The organism is Halomonas sp. S3-1-1 (genome assembly GCF_023757625.1).
Taxonomy (GTDB): domain Bacteria; phylum Pseudomonadota; class Gammaproteobacteria; order Pseudomonadales; family Halomonadaceae; genus Vreelandella.
This window is the reverse complement of the sequence record NZ_JALGBZ010000009.1, coordinates 52415-78255: the sequence shown is the minus strand read 5'-3', so window position 1 is coordinate 78255 and position 25841 is coordinate 52415. Positions and strand designations below refer to the sequence as shown.

Below are 25841 nucleotides of genomic sequence, written 5' to 3'. Positions count from 1 at the left end.
GCGGCATCATTCGTCGGTCTGCTCGCCTTTTTGACCCACGCGCACCGCCAGTACGTCGCAGGGCGCGCCGTGAAGAACGCCGGTCGAGGTGGAGCCCAACAGCAGCGCGAAGCCGTGGCGGCCGTGGGAGCCCACCACGATCAAGTCGACGCTGTGATCGTTGGCGAAGCGATGAATTTCGGTATCTGGCATGCCGACCACCACGTGCTGGTCTTCGGGCTTGACGTGGGGCGTGGCGATCTCCGACAGACGCTTTTTGGCGTGGTCGTCCAACTGATCCTGAATGCTGGTCAAATCCATCGGAATGTCGCCGCCGTAGGCGAAACCGAGCGGCTCCAGGGTGTGCATGATCGAAATTTTGGCGTGCTCGTTTCGCTGCGAGACGGCGATCGCGCGCTCGAGCACCCGGTGGGAGTCCTTGGTCAGATCAACCGCGACCAGAATATGGTGATAGCTCATGGCCCATCTCCTTCGCAATAAGCAACAAAGAGCACCTTTGTCGGGTAATGTTTACTTTAAGCGCAACGCCTAGGGTTCACAACGGCCCAAACGCGGGTTTTTTTAACGCAAGTATCGATCGGTTGAAAGAGGGGCGTCGTAAATGGAATGGTTGATCGTGCTGGGCGTCGTGCTGTTCGTGGCCGCGCCGGTTATGTGGCTCAAACCCAACCCGCGCCAAACGCGGCAGAACGCGCTGCGAAGCTTTGCGCGCAAGGAAGGGGTAGAAGTGAAACTGGCCGCGCCGCCGCTGCATAACTTCAAGGGCTTCATGCCGGGCTACCGTTTTGCCTACGAGCAGAAAGCACCTGGTCCGAATTTCGTACTGGTGCGTGACGCCCACGCAAGCGAGGCGCTGGAGCACTTTCACGCCGGCTGGCGCTGGCGCATTGCGCCGCTCAGGCCGCTTCCAACGGCGGCCGACGCTTCGCTGAAGGCGCTTTTGGAGCGCCTGCCAACGGATGCGCTGGTAATCGAGTCCAGTGCCCAAGCGATGACGCTATGGTGGTGGGAGTCACAGGGGCCTGAGCGCTTTACGCTCTACCTTGAGGCCTTTCGCGAGCTCACTCTAACGCTCGCGGGCCAGGCTGATCATCTGGCGCTGAGCGCCTCTTCACGCTAGGCGATGGGGCCCTGCTGATCGCGGGACTGGATGGCGAGGCCGTTGGACTCGATGATGCCCAGCCACTCGTCAAGCTTATCGAGCTGCTCGTCGCTCAAGCCTGCGAACATCTCTTCGCGCGCCTGACTTGCCACATTGTCGATTTTTTCGAGCAGCGGTGTCGCCTTCGGCGTCAAAAAGATGCGTTTACTGCGCCGATCGTTGTCGCAGGCGCGACGCTCGATCAGACCCTGCTCCTCGAGCTGGCCTAGCGTTCGCACCAGTGACGGTGCCTCGACGCCGATCACCTTGGCCAGATCGCACTGCGGGTGGCCTTCGCCCAGGCGCCACAAGTGGTAAAGAGTAACCCAGCGGGTTTGCGTAAGCCCCAGTGGCGCCAGCCTTCGATCCAGAATGGAGCGCCACAGGTGCGGTAAACGGGCAAGTCGAAAACCTATCGTTGAAGCCATGAGTCACGATCCGTGAGGGTGTTAAGCGAATTGTCATAACCTCGGGCGCTGATTGCAAGCGCCCGCCGGATATTAGCGGGGCTCGCTGGAGGCGCTTTCAACGCTCTCGTCCGTTTCGACGCCTTCCTCGCTGTCACTCGCTTGTTCATTGTCACCACTTTCCTCACTTTCGCCACGCCCGGCAACGAACCGCCCCATGTGTAGCCGGCTCATTCCACTGGCGCGAATGCGGCCATCGGCGACGCTGGCCTCGTTGGAATCGTCCGCCACAACGAAGCGAATCAACCCTAGTCGCTGGCCGCCGGCGGTCATGATATCGACCCGCCAGTTGCCGGTAGGGTCTTGGGGGAAGTTGTTCTTGTGACTCCAGGCGCGGTAGCCCTGCTCGCGCCCGCCGCTGATGTCGAGCTCTACCGTATCCAGTTCCTGGCTGTTGTGGTGCCAAACGTGTTGCACGGTTTCGCTCAATCCTCGCGGGGCGCGAATGGCGGTATAGACGTAGAGCCCGCGGCTTGCCAGCGCCTCTGGCGTCAGCGTCATCTCACCCAGCGGCGTTCGGTTGGCGGTATCGAACTGCGGCGAAAGCGCGCTTCCCGTCATCCAGAGCGTGGCCGGCGGTACCCACACCCGCGCGACCCAGCCTGCTAGCGCAAGGCCTACCAGTAACAAAAGAAACAGGCACAGGCGCGTAAGCGTTCGCGCCTTGACCAGATGCCAAAAGCTTGGCAGCGCAATCAGCACGGTCAAGCCGAGTGCCAGCGCAAGGCTCTGTCCGGTGGTCAGGTGCACCATGATTGGCAAAATCACCAGAAGCACGAGAAAAACGCACTGGGCGTGAAATAGAAAGTAGAGGCTTCGCGAGCGCCCGGCCAGCTTGTAGTAGAGCGGGTCGATGATCGACAGGATCGCCATCGCCACGACCAGTAGCGCAAAGATGAGCTGCCCGCTGTTCCATACCGTGGTGATCAAAATGAAGGGCAGAGTAAAAAAGAGCGTTTCCTGGTGGATCATCTGGGCGATGAACGTGGTGACCATGCGCGGCAGGCCCTCCTGGCCGCGCTTTCGCAGAATGCGTGATAAAAGGCTTTCGGACAGCATGAGCCCCCAGGCCAGCAGCAGCCCCAGCGCCAGCGCTGCCCCCAGCCACTGCTGACGGTCCACCAAAAAGAAACTGCCGAGCCCGGCAGCGAAGGCGACAGGGGGCCATAAAAAGGCCCAGGGCTTGACCCGCACAACGATGCGTTCGGCAAGTGACTGCCATCGGGCGATGCGGTTAGGCGTCAGAAAAGTACCCATGGCGATTCACTCGTTGAGAAAACGCCTATAATCCCAGGGATTGCAACGAAAGTCGATAGAGCCTTGCCAGGCCTTGAACGGCAAGGGCTGCATCTTCTAACGTAGCGTTTTGCGGGCATATCGCCCGCTCGAGGCGTTGTCAAAGGCTTGACCTTGACAATCAACTCGACCAAGCTTGAGCGATCAAACGACCGTATGAAAATTGCGGCGGGCCGGCGTTTGGCCCCCGCCCGATTTGTAGAGCTCGTATCTGTAAAGCCCGTACCAGTGGAGACAGCGCGGATGATCTATCAAGGCAACGCCATCACGGTGGAGCGTCGTGACACCCAAGGTGGCAACAGCATCGCAACGCTCACTTTCGATTTGAAGGATGAGTCCATCAACAAGCTTTCCAGCGCCGTGGTGCAGGAGCTCGGTGAAGCGGTCAGCGCGATCGAAGGTGAGCGCGATCTCAAGGGCCTTCTGATCAAAAGCGCCAAGGATGTCTTCATCGTCGGCGCCGACATCACCGAGTTTCATTCGCTGTTCGAAAAGGGCGAAGAATATCTCGAGCAGATGAACCTCAAGGTCCACGATATCTTCAACGCCATCGAGGATCTACCGTTTCCTACCGTGGCTGCGGTCAACGGGCTGGCGCTCGGCGGCGGCTGCGAAGTGCTCTTAACCTGCGATTTTCGCGTCATGAGCGAGAAGGGCAAGATGGGCCTGCCGGAAACCAAACTGGGTATCCTCCCGGGCTGGGGCGGCTGCGTGCGCTTACCGCGCATCATTGGCGCCGACAACGCCATCGAGTGGATCGCCGGCGGTAGCGAAAACCGCCCGGCCGAGGCGCTCAAGATGGGCGCGGTCGACGCCGTGGTCGCCCACGACCAGCTCGAGGCCGCCGCGCTTGATACGCTCGACCGCGCCAACGCCGGCGAGCTCGACTACCAGAACCGCCGCGCCGAGAAAAAGGCACCTTTGAAGCTCAACGCCATCGAGCAGATGATGGCCTTCGAGACCGCCAAGGGGTATGTGGCCGGTAAGGCGGGCCCGCACTATCCGGCGCCGATAGAGGCGATCAAGGTTATCCAGAAAGGCGCCGGCGAGGAGCGCGAGCGCGCTCAGGCGATCGAAGCCAAGGCGTTTGCCAAACTCGCCATGACCAGCGTGGCGTTCAACCTCGTCGGACTCTTCTTAAACGACCAGGTCGTCAAGAAGAAGGCCGGCAAGTACGAAAAGCAGGCCCGCCCGGTCAAGCAGACTGCGGTGCTGGGCGCCGGCATCATGGGCGGCGGTATCGCCTACCAGAGCGCCTCCAAGGGCACGCCGATCATCATGAAGGACATCAAACCGGAGGCGATCGAGCTGGGTTTGAAGGAGGCGCGCAAGCTTTTTGGCAAGCAGGTCGAGCGCAAAAAACTCAAGCCTGACGAGATGGCCGAGAAGCTCACCAACATTCGCCCCACGCTCTCCTACGGTGATTTCGAAAACGTCGATCTGGTCGTCGAAGCGGTGGTCGAGAATCCAAAGGTGAAAGAGGGCGTGCTGGCCGAGGTCGAGAAGAACGTCGGCGAGGAGACCATCCTCACTTCCAATACCTCGACGATTTCGATCAACCGGCTGGCGAAGAATCTGGCACGCCCGCAAAACTTCTGCGGCATGCACTTCTTCAACCCGGTGCACCGCATGCCGCTGGTGGAAGTCATCCGCGGCGAGAAGACCTCCGACGAAGCGGTGGCAGCGACCGTCGCCTACGCCCGCGCCATGGGCAAGACGCCGATCGTGGTCAACGACTGCCCCGGCTTTTTGGTCAACCGCGTGCTGTTTCCCTACTTCGGCGGCTTCAGCTTTCTGGTCGAGCAAGGCGCCGACTTCCAGCACGTCGACAAGGTAATGGAGAAGTTCGGTTGGCCGATGGGCCCGGCGTATTTGCTCGACGTGGTCGGCATGGACACCGCGGTGCACGCCAACGAAGTGATGGCCGAAGGCTTCCCGGACCGCATGGCCCGCGACAGCAAGACCGCCATTCAGGTGATGTATGAAAACGACCGCCTGGGTCAGAAGAATGACAAGGGCTTCTACGCCTACGAGGAAGACAAGAAGGGCAAGCCCAAAAAGGTCTCTGACGATCAGGCCTACGCGCTCATCAAGGAAGTTGCCGGCGAGCAGAAGGAGTTCTCGGACGAGGACATCGTCAAGCGGATGATGACGCCGCTGTGTCTGGAGACCGTGCGCTGCCTGGAAGACGGCATCGTCGATACCCCCGCCGAGGCCGATATGGCGCTGATCTACGGTATCGGTTTTCCTCCTTTCCGGGGCGGGGCGCTGCGCTACATCGATGCCATGGGCGTGGACACCTTTGTGGCCCAGGCCGAAAAGCTTGCCGAGGAGCTAGGTCCGCTCTACGCGCCGACCGAGAAGCTAAAGCAGATGGCGCAAAACGGCGAGCGTTTCTATCAGGACCAGGCCTAAGTCACCGCGAACAGGAGAAATATGATGAGTTTGAATCCAAGGGATATCGTGGTGGTCGACGGGGTTCGTACCGCCATGGCCAAGGCCAAGAACGGCGCGTTTCGCAACGTGCGCGCCGAAAACCTGTCGGCGGCGGTGATGCAGGCGCTGTTCGATCGTAACGCCAGCCTGGACCCGGCCGAGGTCGACGACGTGATCTGGGGCTGTGTGAACCAGACCCTCGAGCAGTCGATGAACATCGCCCGCAACGCGGCGATCATGACCGGCATTCCGCGCACCGTGCCGGCTCAAACCGTGAACCGGCTGTGCGGCTCCTCGATGACCGCGCTGCACATCGCCGCGGCCAACATCAAGGCGGGCATGGGCGACATGTACGTCATCGGCGGCGTCGAGCACATGGAGCACGTGCCCATGGCCCACGGTGTCGACGTCAACCCGGCGGCGAGCAAGTACGCCGCCAAGGCCGCCATGATGATGGGTCTGACCGCCGAGCTTCTGGGCAAGATGCACGGCGTTACCCGCGAGGAGCAGGACAAGTTCGGCGTACGCTCGCACCAGCGCGCCAAGGCCGCCAATGAGAAGGGCTACTTCGACAACGAGATCATTGGCGTCGAAGGCCACGACAGCAATGGTTTCCGGGTCAATGTCAAGCACGACGAAGTCGTGCGCGGCGATGCAAGCCTTGAGTCCATGGCCGAGCTCAAGCCGGTGTTCGATCCGCGCAGCGGCACCGTCACCGCCGGTACCTCCTCGGCGCTCTCCGTGGGTGCCTCGGCGATGGCGATCATGAGCTATGAGCGCGCCCAGGCCCTGGGGCTCGAGCCGATCGCCCGGGTACTTTCCACCGGCGTTGCCGGTTGCGACGCCTCCATCATGGGCTACGGCCCGGTGCCGGCATCGAAAAAGGCACTCAAGGCTGCGGGGCTTTCCGCCAAGGACATCGAAACCGTCGAGCTCAACGAAGCCTTCGCTGCCCAGGGCATTCCGGTATTGAAGGACCTCGGCTTTCTCGACGACCTCGATCAGAAGGTCAACCTGCACGGCGGCGCCATCGCGCTTGGTCATCCGCTGGGCTGCTCCGGCTCGCGCATCTGCACCACGCTTTTGAACGTGATGCGCCAGCAAGACACCACGCTTGGCTTGGCCACGATGTGTATCGGCATGGGGCAGGGCGTGGCCACGGTGTTCGAGCGGCTGAAATAGGCCTCAAAGACGTCCCGCGAGCTTAAAAGACGAAACGGCACCTTCGGGTGCCGTTTTTATGTCTAGACGATACCCGCCTCAAGGCTCGCCGCCATCGAAAGCCCAAGCTCTCTGCACTGGTCGATGAACGCCTCGTCGAAATCGCCCTGACAGATCAGAGGTGCTTGCACCAGGCGCCAGCGAAGGCCGGTGGTGATCGACTCGATGGCCCGGCGCGTGCCGGTACCGTCGAGCCCGGCTCTGACGTAGAAGGCAAACGCAAGGCCCTCGGTACGCTCGAGGCACGGATAGTAGCAGCGGTCGAACACGTCCTTGGTCAGCCCGGCCATGTAGCCCAGATTTTCCGTCGTGCCGATGATCACCGCGTCGGCGGCGATGATCTCGTTAGGAGTCACGTCGAGCGGCGCCAGCGCGCGCACCTCGATACCCTCGACCGCCTCGTCGCTGGCGCCTTCGATCACGGCGTCGCGCAGCCGGCGCGTATTGGAAGAGGGCGCGTGGGCGATGATCAACAGCCGTTTGGCGCTCATGGTCGCGCTCCTTTTTATGAAGATGAGCGCTACGCTACACGCTCCGGACGCAAAAGCGCCACCCGTAGGGTCAGCCGATCTGGTGCCGCGGCTTGCGTTGTTTCAAAGGAGTGCCAGACTAAAGGCTCGACGCAGAGCGGTTTCTTCATGAACGAACTTCAAAACGACGAACCTCAAAACGATGAGCTTCGAAACATCAAGCGTGGCCGCATTCGGGTCTTTTACGATGGCCAGTGCCCGAGCTGTCGCAAGGACCGGCGAATTTTCGAACGCCTGGCCGGGCGGCGGGGCGAGGATATCGCGTGGTGTGACGTCACCGAGTACGAGCAGACGCTCAAGGCGCACGGGGTTGCGCGGGACACCGCGCTGCACTCGCTGCACATCGAGCTCAAAAACGGCCGCCTCATCGAAGGTATCGACGCCTACCGGCTGCTGATGAAGCGTATTCCCTGGCTGGTGCCGGGGGCGTATATTATCGGCCTGCCCGGCATCAAACAGGGGCTTCGCCGCTACTATGACCACTGGGTCGAAAAACGCCTCAAGCGCCAGGGGCGCTGGTCGTCATGATCGGCGGCTTTCGTCCGATCGCTGCGTCTTGACATGAGAGAGGGGCCTGGAAAATCGTGATGAACATGGGAAAACGCGCAAGCGCGGTCGTGGCGCTCGCCGCCGCTTTACTGGCCGGCTGCGCAGGACGCACGCCGCCACCCACGACGCCGGCGGCAGCGCCAGAAGCGCCGCCCAGCGCAAGTACTGGCTACACGGCGATGCCTCGCTACGGCATGACCGATATCTACTGGGAGCCGCCGCTGGCCACCAGCCCCGAAGAGCGCGCCGCGTATTTTGTCAGCCGTCTGTCGGATACGCGCTTTGTTGCGCCGGGCAGCAACGGGCCACGCTTTGTCGCCGCCGAAAAGCTTGGCGAGATCGGTCTGCCCGCGGTGCCGCTGCTGCTGGCGCGCCTCGACACTCGGGACGAGTACGAGCTGATGCTTGCGCTTTACGCTTTGGAACTCGCCACTCAGGACCCGCTTTTGATGGCCAGAACCCGTGGTGATGCCATTACTCTCAAAGGGGCGCTCGACCCAAACACCAACGCCGATAACGTGGCCACGGCGCGCCAGTGGCAGCAGCAGCACGCCGACGCGCTGGCGCTTCCGGCCACGTACTGAACGCGGGGCGGCGCCCGCATACATGGACGACACTTTAAGGAGCTTTCACATGGCCTTTGCGCTATCCACAATGCAAGTCACCAGCCCCGCTTTTTCCGATCACCAGCCGATACCGGCCCAGTACACCGGTGAAGGCGACGATGTCTCGCCGGCGCTTGCCTGGCAGGGCGCGCCGGAAGGCACGAAAGGCTTTGCGGTGATCTGTCACGACCCGGATGCGCCGCTGGTCAAAAACGGCGGCTACGGGTTCGTTCACTGGCTTTTATACAACCTGCCCGGCAATCTTTCGGAGCTTCCCGACAGCGCCACCGTCGGCACCGCCGGCAACAACGACTTCGACAAGCCCGGTTACGCCGGCCCCATGCCGCCGGAAAATCACGGTAAGCACCTCTATTACTTCTGGGTGCTGGCGCTGGATCAAGAGACCTCGCTGCCCGAAGGGCTGACGCTGTCCGAGCTGCTCACCGAGATCGAGCCGCATCTTCTCGGCATGAACCGCCTGGTCGGCACCTACCAGCGCTAAGTGCTGGTGCCACGAGCACAATTTGTGTAGGCTCCTTCGCTTTGTTTTCCCGCGATGGAGCCTTCGATGAGCGAGCTGCCCAACTGTCCCGCCTGCAATTCCGCCTATACCTATGACGACGGCCTGCAGTACGTCTGCCCGGAGTGCGGTAACGAGTGGTCCAAAACCGGCGAGATGGAGGCGGAGGCTGAAAGCGTGGTCCGCGACGCCAACGGCAACCCGCTTGTCGATGGCGATACCGTCACGGTCATCAAGGATTTGAAGGTCAAGGGGAGCTCCTCGGTGGTCAAGGTCGGCACCCGAGTCAAGAACATCCGCTTGGTCGACGGCGACCACGACATCGACTGCAAGGTCGATGGGATCGGCCCGATGAAGCTCAAGTCGCAGTTCGTCAAAAAAGCCTGATTCACGCGATACAGGGCCCGCCATTCGGCGGGCTTTTTTGCGTCGGCTCGATAGTGCTTACAAATGAGAATGATTGGCTTTTATGGTTCGATTGGCGGCGAACGTGCGCGAAAACGCCGCTTTTCGCCGAATAGGGGAGCCCGGGGCTTCACATCATTTTCATACAGGACTAAAATGGTCCTCAATCGAAAGCGACCCCCATCGGGAGCCCTAATGCTAAAGCTTTCTCGACTGACAGATTACGCGGCGGTAGTGATGGCGCAAATTGCCCGTCACCCGGAAACGCCGCACGCGGCGGCGGATCTGGCCGGCACCGTCAATCTGCCTCACCCAACGGTGAGCAAGACGCTCAAAATGCTGGTGAAGGCGGGGCTTTTGACCTCGCAGCGCGGCGCCCAGGGCGGCTACCGGCTTGCGCGTCCCGCCTCCAAAATCACCGCGGCGGACATCATTGCCGCCATCGAAGGGCCGGTGGCGATGACTGAGTGTAGCCACGCCGAAGGCGAGTGCGAGCTTGCGGGCAGCTGCGGCGTGTCCGACAACTGGCAGCGGGTATCGATTGCGCTGCGCACGCTGCTTGAGAGCGTTACGCTTTCGCACCTGGCGGATACCTCGCCGATCAAACTGCCCATTGCGCTACCTATTCAAACGATCAGCCTGTCGGCGGTGTCTGCTTAAGACACGCAAAGGCGTTAACTTTATGGACGGCGAGCAGGCTCGCCACCCAACGGCCTGGAGGGTACGACCATGGCAAGCGAAGAGATGGAACAGCTGGTTCGTCGCGAATACAAAGATGGCTTTGTGACCGACATCGAGAGCGACACGCTGCCACCTGGTTTGGACGAAAACACCATCGCCTTTATCTCCAACAAGAAAGGCGAGCCGGAGTGGATGCTCGAGTGGCGCTTGGACGCCTACCGTCAGTGGCTCAAGATGAAAGAGCCCTCCTGGGCGCACCTGGACTACCCACCGATCGACTACCAGGCGATCTCTTATTTCAGCGCGCCGAAGCGTCCTGAAGACATGCCGCAGAGTCTCGATGAGGTCGACCCGAAGCTTCTGGAGACCTACGAGAAGCTCGGCATTCCGCTGCACGAGCGGGCGGCTCTTGCTGGCGTCGCCGTGGACGCGGTGTTCGACTCGGTATCGGTGGCGACCACGTTCAAAAAGCAGCTGGCCGAGGCGGGCGTGATCTTCTGCTCGATTTCGGAGGCGATTCGCGACTATCCGGAGCTCGTCAAGCAGTACCTGGGCACCGTCGTACCCAAGGCGGACAACTACTTCGCTGCGCTCAACTCGGCGGTGTTCACCGACGGCTCCTTCGTGTTCGTACCCGAAGGCGTGACCTGCCCGATGGAGCTCTCGACCTACTTCCGTATCAACGCCGCCAATACCGGCCAGTTCGAGCGCACCCTGATCGTCTGCGAAAGCCGGGCCACGGTGTCGTATCTCGAGGGCTGCACCGCGCCGATGCGTGACGAGAATCAGCTCCACGCCGCGGTGGTCGAGCTCGTGGCGCTCGATGACGCCTACATCAAGTACTCCACCGTGCAAAACTGGTACCCCGGCGACGAGAACGGGGTGGGCGGTATCTACAACTTCGTCACCAAGCGCGGCGAGTGCCGCGGTGATCGTTCGCGCATCAGTTGGACCCAAGTCGAGACCGGTTCGGCGATCACCTGGAAGTACCCGTCGTGCGTGCTGCGCGGCAAGGACAGCATCGGCGAGTTCTACTCCGTGGCGGTCACCAACGGCCGGCAACAGGCGGATACCGGCACCAAGATGATCCACGTGGGCGAGGGCACGCGCTCCTATATCGTCGCCAAGGGCATCTCCGCCGGGCGTAGCGATCAGTCCTACCGTGGGCTTGTCAAGATCGGCCCGAGAGCCAAGGGCGCGCGTAACTTCACCCAGTGCGATTCGCTTCTGATCGGCGATACCTGCGGGGCGCACACCTTCCCGTACCAGGAGATCGGCAACTCCACCGCGAAGATCGAACACGAAGCAACGACCTCGAAGATCGGCGAAGACCAGCTCTTCTACTGCCAGAGCCGGGGTATCAGTGAAGAGGACGCGGTGAGCATGATCGTCAACGGCTTCTGCAAGGACGTCTTCCAGGAGCTGCCGATGGAGTTCGCCGTCGAAGCCGAGGCGCTTTTGAACGTGACGCTGGAAGGCGCGGTAGGCTAAGCGTCTACGCCACCATTTTTTCGCCACTACCTGTTGTTTAAGCGTCGCACCTGCGACTCGCTGGATTTTGAAGGGTTATTACCATGTTGGAAGTTACCGATTTACACGTCACCGTCGAAGGCAACGAAATCCTCAAAGGCCTGACGCTGACCATCAACGCCGGCGAAGTTCACGCCATTATGGGCCCTAACGGCGCCGGCAAGTCGACCCTGTCGGCGGTCATCGCCGGCAAAGACGGCTATGAAGTGACTCAAGGCAGCATCACGTTCGAAGGCAAGGACGTGCTGGAGATGGAGATCGAAGAGCGCGCCCAAGCGGGCCTGCTGCTCGGTTTCCAGTACCCGGTCGAGATTCCGGGGGTCAAGAACATCTATTTGCTGAAGTCGGCGCTCAACGCCCAGCGCGCTGCTCGCGGTGAAGGCGAAATGCCCGCACCCGAGTTCATGAAGCTGGTTAAAGAGAAGCTCGGCTTCATGAAAATGGACGCCAGCTTTCTGCAGCGCGCGGTCAACGAAGGCTTCTCCGGCGGCGAGAAAAAGCGTAACGAAATCCTGCAAATGCTGGTGCTTCAGCCGAAACTGGCGATGCTCGATGAGATCGACTCAGGCCTCGATATCGACGCCATGAAAGTCGTGGCCGACGGCGTGAATAGCCTGCGCGCCGAGGAGCGTGCCATTTTGCTGGTCACTCACTACCAGCGCCTGCTTGACTACATCGTGCCGGATAAAGTGCACGTTCTGGTCAACGGCCGCATCGTCAAGACCGGTGACGCAGAGCTTGCCAAAGAGCTCGAGGCGAACGGATACGAAGGTATCGAGGAGTCCGTGGCATGAGCGATACCCAGACGTTTTTGGATACGCTAAAAACGCGCAGCGTCAACTACAGTGGCGAGCCGAGCTGGATCGCCGCCCGCCGCCAGGCGGGCGCGGCCCGCTTCGAGGCGATGGGCTTTCCCACCCGTCGCGACGAGGAGTGGAAGTACACCGACGTGCGCGCCATCGCCCAGGGCAATTTCAAACTTGCCGACGATTTTGATTTCTCCCAGGCCCAAGCGGCGACGCTGACACTGCCTATTGAGGCGCATCGCCTGTGCTTCGTCGACGGCGTGTTCGCACCGAAGCTTTCCGATATCGATACGCTGCCTCAGGGCGTGCAGGTGCTGCCGCTCTCGAAAGCGCTGGAAGAGAACCACGAAGCGGTCGGCGGGCCGCTTGGTCGGCTGACCAGCGTCGACTTTTCGGCGTTCGCCGCGCTCAACACGGCATTCATGGAAGAGGGCGCGGTGGTTCGCATCGCACCTAACACCGTGGTCGAAAAACCGATCATCCTGCAGTTTCTCTCTCGCGAAGGTGAGGCGGTCATGTGCCACCCGCGCATTCTCGTCGAGGCCGGCGGTCGCAGCGAAGCGACGGTGATCGAACACTACGCCGGCGACGCGAATGCCGCCAACTTCACCAACGTGGTGGCGGAGCTGATGCTTGATCGCGGCGCGATTCTGAATCACTACAAGCTTCAGGAAGCGCCGCTTGGCGATTTCCACGTGGCCAGCATTCACGTGGAGCAGAGCCGCGACAGTGTCTACACCTCGTATAATCTGAACCTGGGCGGGGCGCTGGCGCGTAACGACATCATCTCTGATCTCAACGGTGAAAACGCCTATACCAACCTGTACGGGCTGTTCTTCGGTCAGGGTCGCCAGCACGTGGACAACCACACCAAGGTGAACCACAACGCGCCGCTGACGTTCTCCAATGAGAACTACAAGGGCATTCTTGGCGACCGCGCCCACGGCGTGTTCAACGGCCGGGTTTACGTCAAGCGCGACAGCCAGAAGATCGAGGGCTTCCAGAGCAACCAAAACCTGCTGCTATCGGATCGTGCCCATATCGATGCCAAGCCGGAGCTCGAGATCTACGCTGACGACGTCAAGTGCTCTCACGGCACCACCACCGGCCAGCTTGACGAAGAGGCGGTCTACGCGCTGCGTACCCGCGGCATCGACGAGGCCACCGCACGCGGCCTTCTAACGCTGGCCTTCGCCGGTGAGGTACTCGAGCAGGTCACGCTCGACGAAATCAGCGAGCGGGTTGAGCTCGCCGTGGCGGGCAAGCTGCCCGAGCGCTTCAACCTGGCGGGGCTGGTTGAAATCGCCGCCGCTCTCAACGAGTAAGCGCTTAATCACCAAGGAGCGAGCCATGCCTGACACCGCTATTGATGCGCGTCCTGCCGTCCAGGCGCCTTTCGATTTGAAGGCGCTGCGCGATGAGTTTCCGATACTCGCGCGCGAGGTTCACGGCAAGCCGTTGGTGTATCTGGACAACGCGGCGACCAGCCAGACGCCGACGCGAGTGATCGAGGTGTTCAACGATTACTACTCACGTTATAACGCCAACATCCATCGCGGCTTGCATACGCTAGCCGACGAGGCAACGGCAGCCTTCGAAGGTACCCGCGCTCGCGTCCAGGCGTTTTTGAACGCCGCGGACCGTCGCGAGATCGTCTTCACCCGCGGTACCACCGAAGGGATCAACCTGGTGGCGCAGAGCTGGGGGCGCCAGAACCTCCAGGCTGGCGACGAGGTGCTGATCTCGATGCTGGAGCATCACTCCAACATCGTGCCCTGGCAGCTTTTGGCCGCGGAGCGCGGCGTCACGGTGAAGGTGATTCCGGTGGATGAGCGCGGCGCGCTCGATATCCGCGCCTACCGGTCGCTTCTGAGCGAGCGCACCAAACTCGTGGCGGTGAACCACGTCTCCAACGCTCTAGGCACGATCAACCCGATCAAGGAGATGGCGCGGCTGGCCCATCAGCAGGGCGCGCTGATTCTGGTCGACGGTGCCCAAGCGACGCCGCACCAGGCAATCGACGTGCAGGATCTGGACGCCGATTTCTACGCCTTCTCCGGCCATAAGGTGTACGGGCCCACCGGTATTGGCGCGCTCTACGCCAAAAAAGCGCTGTTGGACGCCATGCCGCCCTGGCAGGGTGGCGGCGAGATGATCAAGACCGTCTCCTTCGAGCCCTCGGGCACCACCTTCGCCGAGCCACCGCACAAGTTCGAGGCCGGCACGCCGCCGATAGCCGAGGCGATCGCCATGGGCGAGGCGCTTGGCTGGGTCGAAGGCGTGGGGGTCGAGGCGATCGGTCAGTGGGAAAGCGTGCTTCTGGCCCATGCCACCGAGCGGGTCAGCCGGATCGACGGGCTCAACATCATCGGCACCGCGCCGAACAAGGCTGGGGTGCTGTCGTTTGTCGTCGACGGCGCCCACTCTCAGGACATCGGGCTTTTGATCGACCAGCTCGGCGTTGCCATTCGCACTGGCCACCACTGCGCGCAGCCGCTTTTACACCATTTCGGGGTCGAGGCGACGTGCCGCGCTTCCTTTGCGGCGTATAATACGCTCGAGGAGGTCGACACGTTCGTGGCGGCGCTCGAACGTGTCATTAAAATGGTGAGATAACGCCTATGGATATCGAGCAAGTCGCAAGCCTGACCCGCGGTCAGAAACTGCCGCTGCAGCGTGACGTCGAGGCGATCGCGATTCCCTTCGGCACGACCCAGACGCTGGCCGAGGATAGCGAGGTCAGCGTCATGCAGGCCAAGGGCAGTACGGTCAGCGTGGGCTTCGAAGGGCGGCTCTACCTGATCGAGGGGCGCCACCTGGACGCGCTGGGGCTTGAATCGCTGCCTACGCCGACGCTTGACGAGTCGGCAACTGAAGCAGAGATCGAAGCGTTCGTTTGGGAACAGCTGCGCACCTGCTTCGACCCGGAGATTCCGGTCAATATCGTCGACCTGGGGCTCGTCTACGGCTGCCGCTTCGATCGTTTGATTAGCGGCGAACTCATGGTGACTATCCGCATGACGCTAACGGCGCCGGGCTGCGGCATGGGCGAGGTGATCGCCGCCGATGCGCGCAGCAAGATTCTCGGCGCGCCGCAGATCTCGAAGGTACACACCGAGATCGTCTTTAGCCCGCCCTGGAGTCGGGACATGATGAGCGACGAGGCCAAGCTTGAGCTCGGCATGTTTTAAGGCGGCCGGGGCGCTGGATGGCTAGTCTCGTGCGACGGACGATCAAGTGGCTACTGATGTCGCTGGCAGCGCTTTTGCTGCTGGCGGCATTCGTGTTTATAGCCGGCAATTTTTGGGTGTTGGCCAGCACCGCCCGCTATATCGACCGGCCCGTGGCCCAGTGCCGCCCCGGTGACGTGGCGGTGGTGTTCGGCACTTCGAACTGGACCCGCAGCGGGCTTCGAAATCCGCACTTCAACGCCCGCATGCGCACCTCCGCGGATTTGATCGCGCGCGAGCGCGTCAATCATCTGCTGCTCTCCGGCGACAACCGCACCCAAGCCTATAACGAGCCGCGGGCCATGTGGCGCGACCTTCACCGCCGCGGCGTTCCCTCCACGCAGATGACGCTGGATTTCGCCGGCTTCAGTACCTACGACACCCTGGCGCGGGCGAAGAGCGTTTTTCAGCTCGACGAAGCGGTGCTGGTGACCCAAAGCTGGCATCTGCCGCGGGCGGTTTACATCGGCCGGTCGCTGGGAATGGAGGTCACGGGGTGTGTGGCGGAGCAGCGCCGAGCGGCAGGAGAGTGGCGTCTGCGCCTTCGCGAAGTCGCCGCCCGGGTGGCGACTCTGGGTGATCTTTATCTTTGGGGGCGCGCACCGCACTTTCTCGGCCCGGCGGAGCCCATCGAGATGGACTCAAGCCAAGCGCAAGATGCCGGCTACGTACCGTTGGTCTATCGGCTGCCGGTCGAGCTCTCCTTGAAAGGCACCGCGTTTCAAGAGGGCGATGCAATGCTTGAGCGGGGTACACCGAAGGAGCTCGCTCAGTAAACGTTTAAAACCGACGATCAGCGCTTGGCGCGCTGCTTTTGCAGGCTGTAGAGCTCGCGAATCAACTCGCGGCACGCTTTCATTGCCGCATCGATCACCGGTTCGATCGGTTCGGGCAGCGGGTGGGTGAAGAGCGTGGAGAGCGCCTGCATCAGCACCCGCTCCTGCTCTAAAAGCTCGTTGATCAGCACTTGGCTGTCGTTACCCACGAAGCTTTTTAGCCGACTCCAAAGCCACAGAAAGTCGTCGCGTTCGACATCGGCATCGCGAGGCAGCATCTTGAGGTGGGTACGCGCAAGCGACTGCAACTGGCGCATCTGTTTGAGCCTAGCGGCGTAGTACGGTTTGAGGCTGTCACGCAGCGAAGGACGCAGGCGTTCAAGGTTATCCTGGAAATAGTCAATACTGTCGGCCAGCGCTTCCAGCACGCTGTCCATCGCCACTTGGCGATTATCAAGAAACATGAGCGTCTACCTCCTTCGGTGACGCAAATTGTGGCGGGGGTGGCTTGGATTTGCCACCCCTTGAGCGGATTATTTTAGCGGTTATGCCTTAACCTTTAGGCTTGGGCGGGGCCTTGCGCGACGGCGCCGCGTTTTTCTCGATTTGCTCGATGATCAGCCCGGCGATGTCCTTGCCGGTCGCGGTTTCGATACCCTGAAGCCCGGGCGAGGAGTTGACCTCCATGATCACCGGGCCGTGGTTGGCGCGCAGTAGATCCACCCCCGCGACCTGAAGCCCCATCGCCTTGGCGGCGCGGATTGCCGTCGAGCGCTCCTCCGGCGTAATGCGGATGACGCTGGCGGTACCGCCACGGTGCAGGTTGGAGCGAAACTCGCCTTCGGCGGCCTGGCGCTTCATCGCCGCTACCACCTTGTCGCCGATCACGAAGCAGCGAATGTCGGCGCCCTTGGCCTCCTTGATGTACTCCTGCACCATGATGTTGGCCTTCATGCCCATGAACGCCTGCACCACCGACTCCGCGGCCTGGTTGGTCTCGGCGAGCACCACGCCGATGCCCTGGGTGCCTTCGAGGAGTTTGATCACCAGCGGTGCGCCTTTCACCATGGTGATCAAATCGGGAATGTCGTCCGGCGAGTGGGCAAAGCCGGTGATCGGAAGCCCGAGGCCCTTGCGTGAGAGCAACTGCAGCGAGCGCAGCTTGTCACGCGAGCGGGTGATCGCCACCGAGTCGTTGACCACGTAGGTCCCCATCATCTCGAACTGGCGCAGCACCGCGCAGCCGTAGAAGGTGACCGAGGCGCCGATACGCGGAATGACCGCATCGAAGCGCTCGATCTCGGCACCCTTGTAGTGAATCGACGGGTGGTGGGCAGCAATGCTCATGTAGCAGCGTAGGGTATCGACCACGCGGGCGGTATGGCCACGGGCCTCGGCGGCCTCGACGAGCCGGCGAGTCGAGTAGAGGTTGCGGTTACGCGAAAGCAGGGCAATGTGCATACAGGACTCCGGTTCGGATCACGATAAGAGGTGCAGGTTTAGGGTTCGCCGTGCAGAAAAGCGGCACCGGGGGCGACCAGCAGGCGGCGCATGGCGCGACGACCCAGCAGCATCGGATGGCGCATATTGCTGCGGTCGGTGAGCGTTAGCTCGACGGGGAAGTTGAGCTCGCCCAGTACCACCGGCGTGCGAATCACGTAGCGCCACTCGCTGTGGCCGTTGGAGCTGGTGACGCGGCGCCGGTCGTGCAAATGGAGCGTATAGCGGTGCGAGGGCGTGGTGGGGCCGCCGCTATGAGTAACGAAGCTTATCCATAGCTGGCCGTGTTCGTCCTCTTCGGTCGTGATCTCCTCGGCGTGAAGCGCCGAGGTGCGCGCGCCGGTATCGGCCTTGCAGCAAAGATGCAGGCCAAGTTCCGGGAGCGTCACCATTTCGCGACGCCCAATGACGGCTTTCGCCTGATAAGGTAGTTCCTTCACGATCACTCCTTGCTCGCCCGGGTTATAGACCCGGGTCGAATTCCAATAAGGCCCCGGTATCGCTAAGAAAACGGATTGGCTTCAACCATTGACTTGATGAACGACTGACTTCAATTAACGACCGGCTTCATTAACGTTAGTGGCGCGGGGCCAAGTTCGCCAGCCGCGATTGTACGGCGCTGCCCTCGGGGGCATCGCGCAGCGTAATGAGGACCAGAAGCCGCAGCCGCGGAATCAACGCGATATCGCGCACCGCGGCGTTGAAGTCGGTATCGTCGCGCGCCGCCAGGCGGTTCAGAAACAGCGGCAGCCGTTCGGCGTCCTCGAGCCACTCCCAGCCGCGCCCGGCGATCGCCGCCAGCACGTCGGGCCCACACGCCGCCGTGTCCTCGAGCAGCGCCAGATACCAGCGCCCTACGGCGGCGCTTTCGCTTGCGCCGACCGCGCGGACGCAGGCGCATAGCGTTTCGACATCGCCTTCGCTGGCAGCGCGCTCGCCGCGCTCGATCAGCGCCATTACCAGCCGCTCGTCGAGCGCGCAGTGCTCCAGACACAGGCAGAGCGGGCGAATCACGTCGCGCTCAAACTGGTTTGCCGTGATCGAGTCGGCCAAGCGTTGCTGAGTGGGCGCATCGCTGCGCACAGTGTAGTCGGCAATGCCTTGAAGGCCCAACGCCTGCCAGTCGATGGCTTGTTGGCCGCTCAGGTACGCCTCCACCGGCTCGAAGTGCTGGCTGGCGGGAAGATTCTGATCAAACGTGGCGCGGGCGTTGAGCATGGCCTGAAACGCCAGGCTCGGGGTAAAGGCCAGCGGGTTGTCCTGCATGAAGTGCTCGCTGCTTGCCTCGGCCTGGCCAAGGGTTGCCACGTTACGCCCCAGGGTTTCCACCAGGCGGTTCAAAAAGCCGTCGCGGGAAGCCGGCGAAAGCATGCCCTGTTCGTCGAGGGCAAAGGCGAGAAACCAGATCGCGGGCTCGGCCATGTCGCCGATGCGAAACGCGATGGCCAAGCGCGCTTGCCCCTGCCAGGGCACGGGCCAGGCCAGCTCACCGCGCTCGAAAGCGGCCAGTGTCTCTCTTGGGCAGGCGGTGACGCGTCGTCCCATGTGGTAGATGGCCACCACGGCGCCGCTTCGCTCAAAGAACTCGTCCAGGGTATTCAGTGCTTGCATGTGATCCTTTCCTTTCGCGAAGGGGCACTCTACCTTGAGCGGCCACAAGTGTCAGCCGGAGTTTGCGCGCCAACACCTCTTGATGATCAAAAATTGAACAACCTGGTCCAGGGCCCATCGCCGTAAGCGTCTCGTCACCTTTCCATAGTTTATCCACAGCCTCTTGCAGGTTTTCTGTGAATCCGTGGATAACCGTAAAAGCGGCGGCAAAGCGATGCTCGCCATCATGGCAACGCGGGCGTGAAAAAGCGATAATGGCACGTTCATGCACCGACTCCCCAGGAGCTTATGAGCGTACATCCATCGCTTCACCAGTCGCTGCGCGAGCTCGAAGCCGCGATGAAGGCGGCCGGCCTCTGGCGTATGCCCACCCCGGACGCCACGGCGTTCGAAAGCCGCCAGCCGTTTTGCGTCGATACCATGTCGCTGCCGCAGTGGCTACGCTTTGTCTTCATCGCACGACTCGACGCGCTGGTCGAGGCCAAGGCGCGGATGCCGGCAAAGTGCGAGGTCGCCCCGGCGGTCGCCGCCTATCTTCAGCAGGAGAAGGTGCGCGCAAGCGATCAACTGCTGGTCGTTCAGGCGGTCGAGCGCGTCGACAAGGTCGTGACCGACGGCTAGACACGCCGCTTGTCTGTTTGAAAGCCTATTTGTTTAAAAGCTTATCTGTTTGCAAGTACAGGCATGCCAAAAGCCCGGCGCAAAGCGTCGGGCTTTTTTGCAAGCGCTTGAATGGACTCTGCCCTAGAAGCGGTAGCCAAGCCCTGCCATGACCACCACCGGGTCGATGTCGATGCTTCCCGCCGCGCTGCCCGCCACGGTCGCGTCGCTTTCGATATCCAGGTACCAGGCCGCGGCGTTGAGGGTCCAATGCTCGTCGATGATTAAATCGAGCCCGACCTGGCCCGCTGCGCCCCAGCTATCGTCCAGATCCAGGCTTACGCCGTCGATATCCACTTCCTCGCTGGAGAAACGGGTGTAGTTGACCCCGGCGCCCACGTAGGGCTGAACCCGCGACTGGGTTCCGCCGAGCGGGTAGTATTGCAGTGTCAGTGTCGGTGGCAGGTGCTTGGTCGAGGCGATATTGTCGTCGTTCAAGCGAACGTCGTGCTCGAAGGGCAGGGCGGCCAGTAGTTCGACGCCGAGCTTGTCGTGAAAACGGTAGCCGAGGGTGAATGCGAAGCCCGACTTGTCCTCGACGTCGACGTTCAGGTCGCCCAGCGCCGTATCGAGCGTGCCGTTATCACTCTTGGGCGCGACCTTGGCGACCCCGATGCGGGTGAAGAAATCGCCCTGGCCATAGGCTAGCGCCGGGCTGCTGGTGGCGATGGCGGCCGCGGCGAATCCGGCGGCAGTGATAGTGGTAGTCCAGAGTCGACCCATGATGCTTCCCTCATGATAACGTGACGTTTAGCGTTGACACCGTTTGCACAGCGTAACGCTCGCGGAAGAGGGCGTTTTTGATCTGGCTCAACGACTTAAGCGACGGCGTACAAAAAAGGCCACCCGAAGAGGTGGCCTTGTTCGCGCTTGAGCGCTTAGCGTTCGATATGGCGATACTCGCCGGCATCGCGAGTGGCGCTACTGACCACCAGAATCGCGATGAACGAGGCGATGAAGCCCGGGATGATCTCGTAGATGCCCGGCCCGCCCAGAAACTCGGCGTTGAAGCCCAGCGTGATCCAGAGCATCACGGTCACCGCACCGACCACCATGCCGGCAATGGCGCCGGCGCCGTTGGTGCGCGACCACATCAGCGACAGCAGAATCAGCGGGCCGAAGGCCGCACCGAAGCCTGCCCAGGCGTTACTTACCAGCCCCAGTACTTGAGAATCCGGATCGGAGGCGATGATCGCCGCCACGATGCCTACCAGTGCCACGCTCACCCGGCCCACGGTCACGGTCTCTTTCTCGGAGGCCTCCTTGCGCAGGAACAGCCGGTAGAAGTCCTCGGTCAGCGACGACGAGGCGACCAGCAGCTGGCTCGAAATGGTACTCATCACCGCCGCCAGCAGCGCCGCGTAGAGGAAACCGGTGATCAGCGGGTGGAAAAGCAGGTCCGCGAGGATGATGAAGATCGTCTCCGGGTTTTCCACGTCCATGCCGTTACGGATGGCGTAGGCGCGCCCGAAGATACCCAGCGATACCGCACCGATCAGCGACACCGCCATCCAGCTCATACCGATGTTACGAGCGATCGGCACGTCCTTGAGGCTACGAATGGCCATGAAGCGCACGATGATGTGCGGCTGGCCGAAGTAGCCAAGCCCCCAGGTGACCGCAGAGAGCCAGCCGATGAAGGTTAGCCCGTCCGTCCAAGAGAGCAGCGTTGGGTCAACCTCGTTGAGGGTTTGCGACGCCTGAGTGAAACCGCCGCCGCCTTCGCCAAACAGCACCACCGCCGGCATGATGATCAGCGCCAGCATCATGATGCAGCCCTGCACGAAGTCGGTCAGGCTGACCGCGAGAAAGCCGCCGACCACGGTATAGACCAGCACCACGCCGAGGGTGATGATGATCCCGGTGCCGTAATCGCTGAACCCGCCCAGATTGATAACCCCGGCGAACGCGCTCTCGAAAAGCCGCCCGCCGGCGACCAGGCCCGACGCGGTATAGACCGCGAAAAACACCACGATGACGATCGCCGACACTGTGCGCAGCGACAGCGCCCGCGTTGGGAAGCGATTAGCCAAAAACGCCGGAATGGTGATGGCGTTGCCGTAGTGCACGGTCTGCTCACGCAGCCGCGGTGCCACCAGTAGCCAGTTGAAAAACGCCCCTACGAACAGCCCGATGCCGATCCAGGCCGAGCCCAGCCCGGAGACGAACATCGCGCCGGGAAGGCCCAGCAGCAACCAGCCGCTCATGTCCGAGGCGCCGGCGGAGAGCGCGGCCACTTTCGGACTCAAGGTTCGCCCGCCGAGCACGTAATCCTCGGAGGTGGAGGTCGAGGTGCGCATGGCGTAGAGCCCGATGCCCACCATTAGCGCAAAATAAGCGAAAAGACTGATCCAAACGCCAATAGCCATGGAAGTTCCCCTTTTTCATACCAACAAAAGATCGGCGCGGCTTATTGTTATCGACTCTAAAGCGATTCGCCGGCCGAGCGGTCAATTTTACTTCACCCCCTGAGGGGGTGAAGGTCAAGGTTTTTATTCATCACGCGCTATTCATCACACGTTACTCGTCACCCAATGCCAGCAGCGACGCGTTGCCTCCCAGCGCCGCCGTGTTGTTGGTGACGGTTTTCTCGGTCACGAAGCGCTGCAGGTAGTGCGGGCCGCCCGCCTTCGGGCCGGTGCCGGAAAGCCCCTGGCCGCCGAAGGGCTGCACGCCCACCACCGCGCCGATGATGTTGCGGTTGATATAGACGTTGCCGACGCGAATACGCTTGGCGACGTGGGCGGCGAACGACTCGTTACGGCTGTGCACGCCGAAGGTGAGCCCGTAGCCGCGGGCGTTGATGGTATCGATCACCTTTTCGATGTCGCGGGCTTTATAGCGCACGATGTGCAGCACCGGGCCGAATTGCTCGCGCTCGAGCGCCTCAATGCTGTCGATGGTGAAGGCCACCGGCGCCACGAAAGTGCCGTTTTGGGTGTACTGAGCCGCTATCGGCGTTTCGGCGACCAGGCGGTTCTCGCCCTTGAGTTTCTCGATGTGCGCCATCAGCCCTTCGCGGGCGTCTTCGTCGATCACCGGGCCAACGTCGGTACCAAGTTCGCGCGGGTCGCCGATGCGCAGCTCGTTCATCGCGCCTTTGAGAATCTCGATGACCCGATCGGCGATATCGTCCTGCAGGTAGAGAACGCGCAGCGCCGAACAGCGCTGGCCGGCGCTCTGAAAAGCGGACTGGATCACGTCGACCACTACTTGCTCCGGCAGCGCGCTGGAGTCCACGATCATCGCGTTCATGCCGCCGGTTTCGGCGATCAGCGTCGGCAGCGGCGCGTTTTCGCGGGCGGCGAGCGAGCGGTTGATCAACTGCGCGGTGTCGGTGCCGCCGGTGAAGACCACGCCGGTAATGCGCGGGTCGCCGCTCAGCACGCTGCCCACGGTTGGGCCGTCGCCGGGCAGAAGCTGCACCACGTCGCGCGGGATGCCGGCCTCGTGCATGAGCTCGACGACGCGGTGGGCAATGATCGAGGTCTGCTCGGCGGGCTTGGCGAGCACCGTGTTGCCGGCGACCGCGGCGGCGACGATCTGGCCACAGAAGATCGCCACCGGGAAGTTCCACGGGCTAATCGCGGCGAACACGCCCTTGCCGCCCATGGTCAGGCGGTTGGACTCGCCGGTCGGGCCAGGCAGCTCGATTACTTCACCAAAGGACTCCTCGGCGCGCATGGCGTAGTAGCGGCAGAAATCCACCGCTTCCTTGATCTCGTCGACGCCGTCGGTCAGAAGCTTGCCGCCTTCACGCGAGCATAGCGTCATCAGTTCCGGCATGTGCTCTTCCATGAGATCCGCCAGTCGGCGCAACATCGCGGCGCGCTCGGCAACCGGCGTATCGTCCCAACGCGGGAACGCCGCCCAGGCGGCGTCCAGCGCCTTGGCCGCCTGCTCCTTGCTCGTCCACTGCACGCTACCCACGCTCAGTGAGCGATCGAAGGGCACCTTGACCCTGTGGGTCGCGGCGGCGTCGTCTTCGATGTCGAAGGCCAGCAGCGGCTTGACCGTGTACTGCTTATCCATGAACGCGGCCATCTTCTCCTTGAGCGGATCATGATGGCTTCGGATATTCAGGTTAACGCCGCGCGAGTTCTTACGCTTCGGGCCATAGATGTCGCGCGGGGCGGGAATGCGGGTATTGGTATAGGTATCGTACTGCTTGAGCGTTTCCACCGGGTGCTGGCAAAGCCACTCCACCGGCACGTCCGGGTCGACGAGCTGGTGCACGAACGACGAGTTGGCGCCGTTTTCCAGAAGCCTGCGCACCAGGTAAGGCAGCAGGTCCTTGTGGGCACCGACCGGGGCGTAGATGCGGCAGTACGTGCCTTGTGGGGCGCGGGTGAGGGCGGCGTCGTAAAGCGCCTCGCCCATGCCGTGCAGGCGCTGGAACTCGAAAGCCCGGCTGCCGACGTTGGCGAGCTCGACGATCGCGGTCACTGTGTGGGCGTTATGGGTGGCGAACTGCGGAAAGATGCGCCCCTTGGTGTCGTCACTAAGCAGAAACTGCGCGCAGGCCAGGTACGCCACGTCAGTGCACGCCTTGCGGGTGTAGACCGGGTAGCCGTCGACGCCGAGCTGCTGCGACTCCTTGATCTCGCTGTCCCAGTAGGCGCCTTTCACCAAGCGAAGCGGAATCTCGTCGCCCTGCTCGTCGGCCAGCCGGTTCAGGTAGTGCAGCACCGGCAGCGCGCGCTTGGAGTAGGCCTGAACCACGAGGCCGAAATGGCCCCAGCCGCGAGCAGCGTCGCTTTCGTAAATGGCGCGGAACACCTCGAGCGAAATCTCCAGGCGATCGACTTCTTCGGCGTCGATGGTCAGCGCCACGTCGAGCTCGCGGGCGCGGCGGACCAGCTTGACCACGGTATCGACGAGCTCGGCGAGCACTTGCTCGCGGCGGCCGAATTCGTAGCGCGGGTGCAGCGCGGAGAGCTTGATCGACACCGACGGCTTCGGCGTTTTGGCATCCAGGCGCTGGGAGGTCTTGCCGACGGCTTCGATGGCCTTGGCATAGTCGTCATAGTAGCGCTTGGCATCGTCGCGGGTACGCGCGGCCTCGCCCAGCATGTCGTAGGAGTAGGTGTAGCCCTTGTTGAACAGCGGCTTCGAGCGTTTGAGCGCTTCATCGATGTCGCGCCCGAGCACGAACTGCTTGCCCATGATCTTCATCGCCTCGACCATGGCGCGGCGAATCACCGGCTCGCCCATGCGGTTGACCAGGCGGTTGATGAAGTTCGCCGGCTGGCCTTCGCGCGGGTGGTCGAGCTTGAGCACGCGACCAGTCATCAATAGCCCCCAGGTCGAGGCGTTGACCATCCAGGACTCGCTCTTGCCGACGTGGGACTGCCAGTCCGCCGGGCCCAGCTTGTCCTCGATCAGCGCGTCCGCCGTGGCCTTGTCCGGAATGCGCAGCATCGCCTCGGCCAGACACATCAGCATCAGGCCCTCGTGGGTATCCAGACTGTACTGCTGTAGCAGCTCGTCGATGGTATCGACGGCGGTGTCCATTTTACGCACGTCGCGCACAAGCTCGGCGGTGTTGGCGCCGATACGTTCGAAATCCTCGCGCCCGGCGTCCAGCACCTTGATCAACTCGGCAACGTAGTGGTCTTCATCGACGATGTAATGATCGCTTACGGTCTTCAAAAGCGAATCGAGATCGATTTGCCACACGGCAGGGTCGCGCATTTTTTTGGCGTTGAGCATTTTGGCCCCCGGGAGTTGGTAGGTGGAAAACGGCCGAGCGGTACGCCCGATGACGCTCGAATGTAGAGCGCTGGGCGAGTGGGTGTATGTCAGTTTCGCGCCAAAACGTGTCGATTTCACGGAAAGCGCGGCGTCGTGTCGCTGACATGACGCTCTGGGCTCAGT

General features: G+C 62.0%; 26 protein-coding genes. 15 read left to right on the top strand and 11 right to left on the bottom strand.

The window, feature by feature from the left end; all coding sequences use genetic code 11:
• Positions 1–6 precede the first annotated feature (6 nt).
• Complete coding sequence (locus MQW23_RS18805) at positions 7–459, bottom strand: universal stress protein (protein ID WP_252109757.1); 453 nt, start codon at positions 457–459, stop codon at positions 7–9.
• A 142-nt stretch (positions 460–601) separates the two neighbouring features.
• On the opposite strand from MQW23_RS18805, the gene MQW23_RS18800 reads away from it, so the two are divergent.
• Positions 602–1120: a preprotein translocase subunit YajC gene (locus tag MQW23_RS18800; RefSeq protein ID WP_252109756.1), complete on the top strand. Its 519-nt coding sequence runs from the start codon at positions 602–604 to the stop codon at positions 1118–1120.
• On the opposite strand, the gene slyA is transcribed toward MQW23_RS18800, so the two are convergent.
• Both slyA and MQW23_RS18790 read right to left on the bottom strand, forming a co-directional pair.
• The gene (gene slyA, locus MQW23_RS18795) at positions 1117–1569 is read right to left on the bottom strand and encodes a transcriptional regulator SlyA (RefSeq protein WP_252109755.1); all 453 of its coding nucleotides are present in this window, start codon (positions 1567–1569) and stop codon (positions 1117–1119) included. The genes MQW23_RS18800 and slyA overlap by 4 nt on opposite strands.
• 72 nt (positions 1570–1641) lie before the next feature.
• Positions 1642–2865 (bottom strand): DUF5924 family protein, encoded by a 1224-nt coding sequence (locus tag MQW23_RS18790; RefSeq protein ID WP_252109754.1) that lies wholly within the window; start codon positions 2863–2865, stop codon positions 1642–1644.
• A 282-nt stretch (positions 2866–3147) separates the two neighbouring features.
• On the opposite strand from MQW23_RS18790, the gene fadB reads away from it, so the two are divergent.
• Entirely contained in the window at positions 3148–5319 is a 2172-nt protein-coding gene (gene fadB, locus MQW23_RS18785; protein WP_252109753.1) for a fatty acid oxidation complex subunit alpha FadB, read from the top strand.
• A gap of 24 nt (positions 5320–5343) precedes the next feature.
• Positions 5344–6522 carry an acetyl-CoA C-acyltransferase FadA gene (gene fadA, locus MQW23_RS18780; protein WP_252109752.1) on the top strand — a complete coding sequence of 393 codons (1179 nt, stop codon included), beginning with the start codon at positions 5344–5346 and terminating at the stop codon, positions 6520–6522.
• 62 nt (positions 6523–6584) lie between these two features.
• Here the strand turns inward: fadA and MQW23_RS18775 are convergent, their stop codons facing one another.
• Complete coding sequence (locus MQW23_RS18775) at positions 6585–7052, bottom strand: flavodoxin family protein (protein WP_252109751.1); 468 nt, start codon at positions 7050–7052, stop codon at positions 6585–6587.
• Positions 7053–7199: 147 nt separating this feature from the next.
• Between MQW23_RS18775 and MQW23_RS18770 the strand changes: the two genes are divergently transcribed.
• From MQW23_RS18770 to MQW23_RS18720, 11 genes are all read left to right on the top strand, one after another.
• Positions 7200–7619, top strand: coding sequence for a thiol-disulfide oxidoreductase DCC family protein (locus MQW23_RS18770; RefSeq protein ID WP_252109750.1), 420 nt, complete (start codon positions 7200–7202; stop codon positions 7617–7619).
• Between the two features lie 59 nt (positions 7620–7678).
• On the top strand, positions 7679–8224 hold the full coding sequence (locus MQW23_RS18765) for a hypothetical protein (RefSeq protein ID WP_319022821.1): 546 nt from the start codon (positions 7679–7681) through the stop codon (positions 8222–8224).
• Positions 8225–8273: 49 nt separating this feature from the next.
• On the top strand, positions 8274–8747 hold the full coding sequence (locus tag MQW23_RS18760) for a YbhB/YbcL family Raf kinase inhibitor-like protein (protein WP_252109749.1): 474 nt from the start codon (positions 8274–8276) through the stop codon (positions 8745–8747).
• Between the two features lie 66 nt (positions 8748–8813).
• Entirely contained in the window at positions 8814–9152 is a 339-nt protein-coding gene (locus tag MQW23_RS18755) for a zinc ribbon domain-containing protein YjdM (protein ID WP_252109748.1), read from the top strand.
• A 213-nt stretch (positions 9153–9365) separates the two neighbouring features.
• Positions 9366–9830, top strand: coding sequence for an SUF system Fe-S cluster assembly regulator (locus MQW23_RS18750; protein WP_252109747.1), 465 nt, complete (start codon positions 9366–9368; stop codon positions 9828–9830).
• A gap of 69 nt (positions 9831–9899) precedes the next feature.
• Positions 9900–11342, top strand: coding sequence for a Fe-S cluster assembly protein SufB (gene sufB / locus MQW23_RS18745; protein WP_252109746.1), 1443 nt, complete (start codon positions 9900–9902; stop codon positions 11340–11342).
• Between the two features lie 83 nt (positions 11343–11425).
• The gene (sufC, locus tag MQW23_RS18740; protein ID WP_252109745.1) at positions 11426–12175 is read left to right on the top strand and encodes a Fe-S cluster assembly ATPase SufC; all 750 of its coding nucleotides are present in this window, start codon (positions 11426–11428) and stop codon (positions 12173–12175) included.
• Positions 12172–13512: a Fe-S cluster assembly protein SufD gene (gene sufD / locus MQW23_RS18735; RefSeq protein ID WP_252109744.1), complete on the top strand. Its 1341-nt coding sequence runs from the start codon at positions 12172–12174 to the stop codon at positions 13510–13512. Before sufC ends, sufD begins: the two co-directional genes overlap by 4 nt.
• A gap of 25 nt (positions 13513–13537) precedes the next feature.
• Positions 13538–14803, top strand: coding sequence for a cysteine desulfurase (locus MQW23_RS18730; protein WP_252109743.1), 1266 nt, complete (start codon positions 13538–13540; stop codon positions 14801–14803).
• A 5-nt stretch (positions 14804–14808) separates the two neighbouring features.
• Positions 14809–15378 carry a putative Fe-S cluster assembly protein SufT gene (gene sufT, locus MQW23_RS18725; RefSeq protein WP_252109742.1) on the top strand — a complete coding sequence of 190 codons (570 nt, stop codon included), beginning with the start codon at positions 14809–14811 and terminating at the stop codon, positions 15376–15378.
• 17 nt (positions 15379–15395) lie between these two features.
• Positions 15396–16193 carry a SanA/YdcF family protein gene (locus MQW23_RS18720; protein ID WP_252109741.1) on the top strand — a complete coding sequence of 266 codons (798 nt, stop codon included), beginning with the start codon at positions 15396–15398 and terminating at the stop codon, positions 16191–16193.
• Positions 16194–16210: 17 nt separating this feature from the next.
• Here MQW23_RS18720 and MQW23_RS18715 read toward each other — a convergent pair whose 3' ends face one another.
• The 4 genes from MQW23_RS18715 to MQW23_RS18700 form a co-directional block, all read right to left on the bottom strand.
• The gene (locus tag MQW23_RS18715) at positions 16211–16657 is read right to left on the bottom strand and encodes a hypothetical protein (protein WP_252109740.1); all 447 of its coding nucleotides are present in this window, start codon (positions 16655–16657) and stop codon (positions 16211–16213) included.
• An 88-nt stretch (positions 16658–16745) separates the two neighbouring features.
• Positions 16746–17654: a 30S ribosomal protein S6--L-glutamate ligase gene (gene rimK / locus MQW23_RS18710; protein WP_252109739.1), complete on the bottom strand. Its 909-nt coding sequence runs from the start codon at positions 17652–17654 to the stop codon at positions 16746–16748.
• A 38-nt stretch (positions 17655–17692) separates the two neighbouring features.
• The gene (locus MQW23_RS18705) at positions 17693–18133 is read right to left on the bottom strand and encodes an ATP-dependent zinc protease family protein (RefSeq protein WP_252109738.1); all 441 of its coding nucleotides are present in this window, start codon (positions 18131–18133) and stop codon (positions 17693–17695) included.
• Positions 18134–18269: 136 nt separating this feature from the next.
• The gene (locus MQW23_RS18700; protein ID WP_252109737.1) at positions 18270–19304 is read right to left on the bottom strand and encodes a DUF3549 family protein; all 1035 of its coding nucleotides are present in this window, start codon (positions 19302–19304) and stop codon (positions 18270–18272) included.
• 288 nt (positions 19305–19592) lie between these two features.
• Between MQW23_RS18700 and MQW23_RS18695 the strand changes: the two genes are divergently transcribed.
• On the top strand, positions 19593–19925 hold the full coding sequence (locus MQW23_RS18695) for a YqcC family protein (RefSeq protein ID WP_252109736.1): 333 nt from the start codon (positions 19593–19595) through the stop codon (positions 19923–19925).
• Between the two features lie 123 nt (positions 19926–20048).
• Here the strand turns inward: MQW23_RS18695 and MQW23_RS18690 are convergent, their stop codons facing one another.
• From MQW23_RS18690 to putA, 3 genes are all read right to left on the bottom strand, one after another.
• Positions 20049–20687: an OmpW/AlkL family protein gene (locus MQW23_RS18690; protein WP_252109735.1), complete on the bottom strand. Its 639-nt coding sequence runs from the start codon at positions 20685–20687 to the stop codon at positions 20049–20051.
• A 155-nt stretch (positions 20688–20842) separates the two neighbouring features.
• Complete coding sequence (gene putP / locus MQW23_RS18685) at positions 20843–22333, bottom strand: sodium/proline symporter PutP (RefSeq protein WP_252109734.1); 1491 nt, start codon at positions 22331–22333, stop codon at positions 20843–20845.
• 151 nt (positions 22334–22484) lie between these two features.
• Positions 22485–25676, bottom strand: a complete 3192-nt coding sequence (gene putA, locus MQW23_RS18680) for a bifunctional proline dehydrogenase/L-glutamate gamma-semialdehyde dehydrogenase PutA (protein WP_252109733.1) — start codon at positions 25674–25676, stop codon at positions 22485–22487.
• Positions 25677–25841 lie beyond the last annotated feature (165 nt).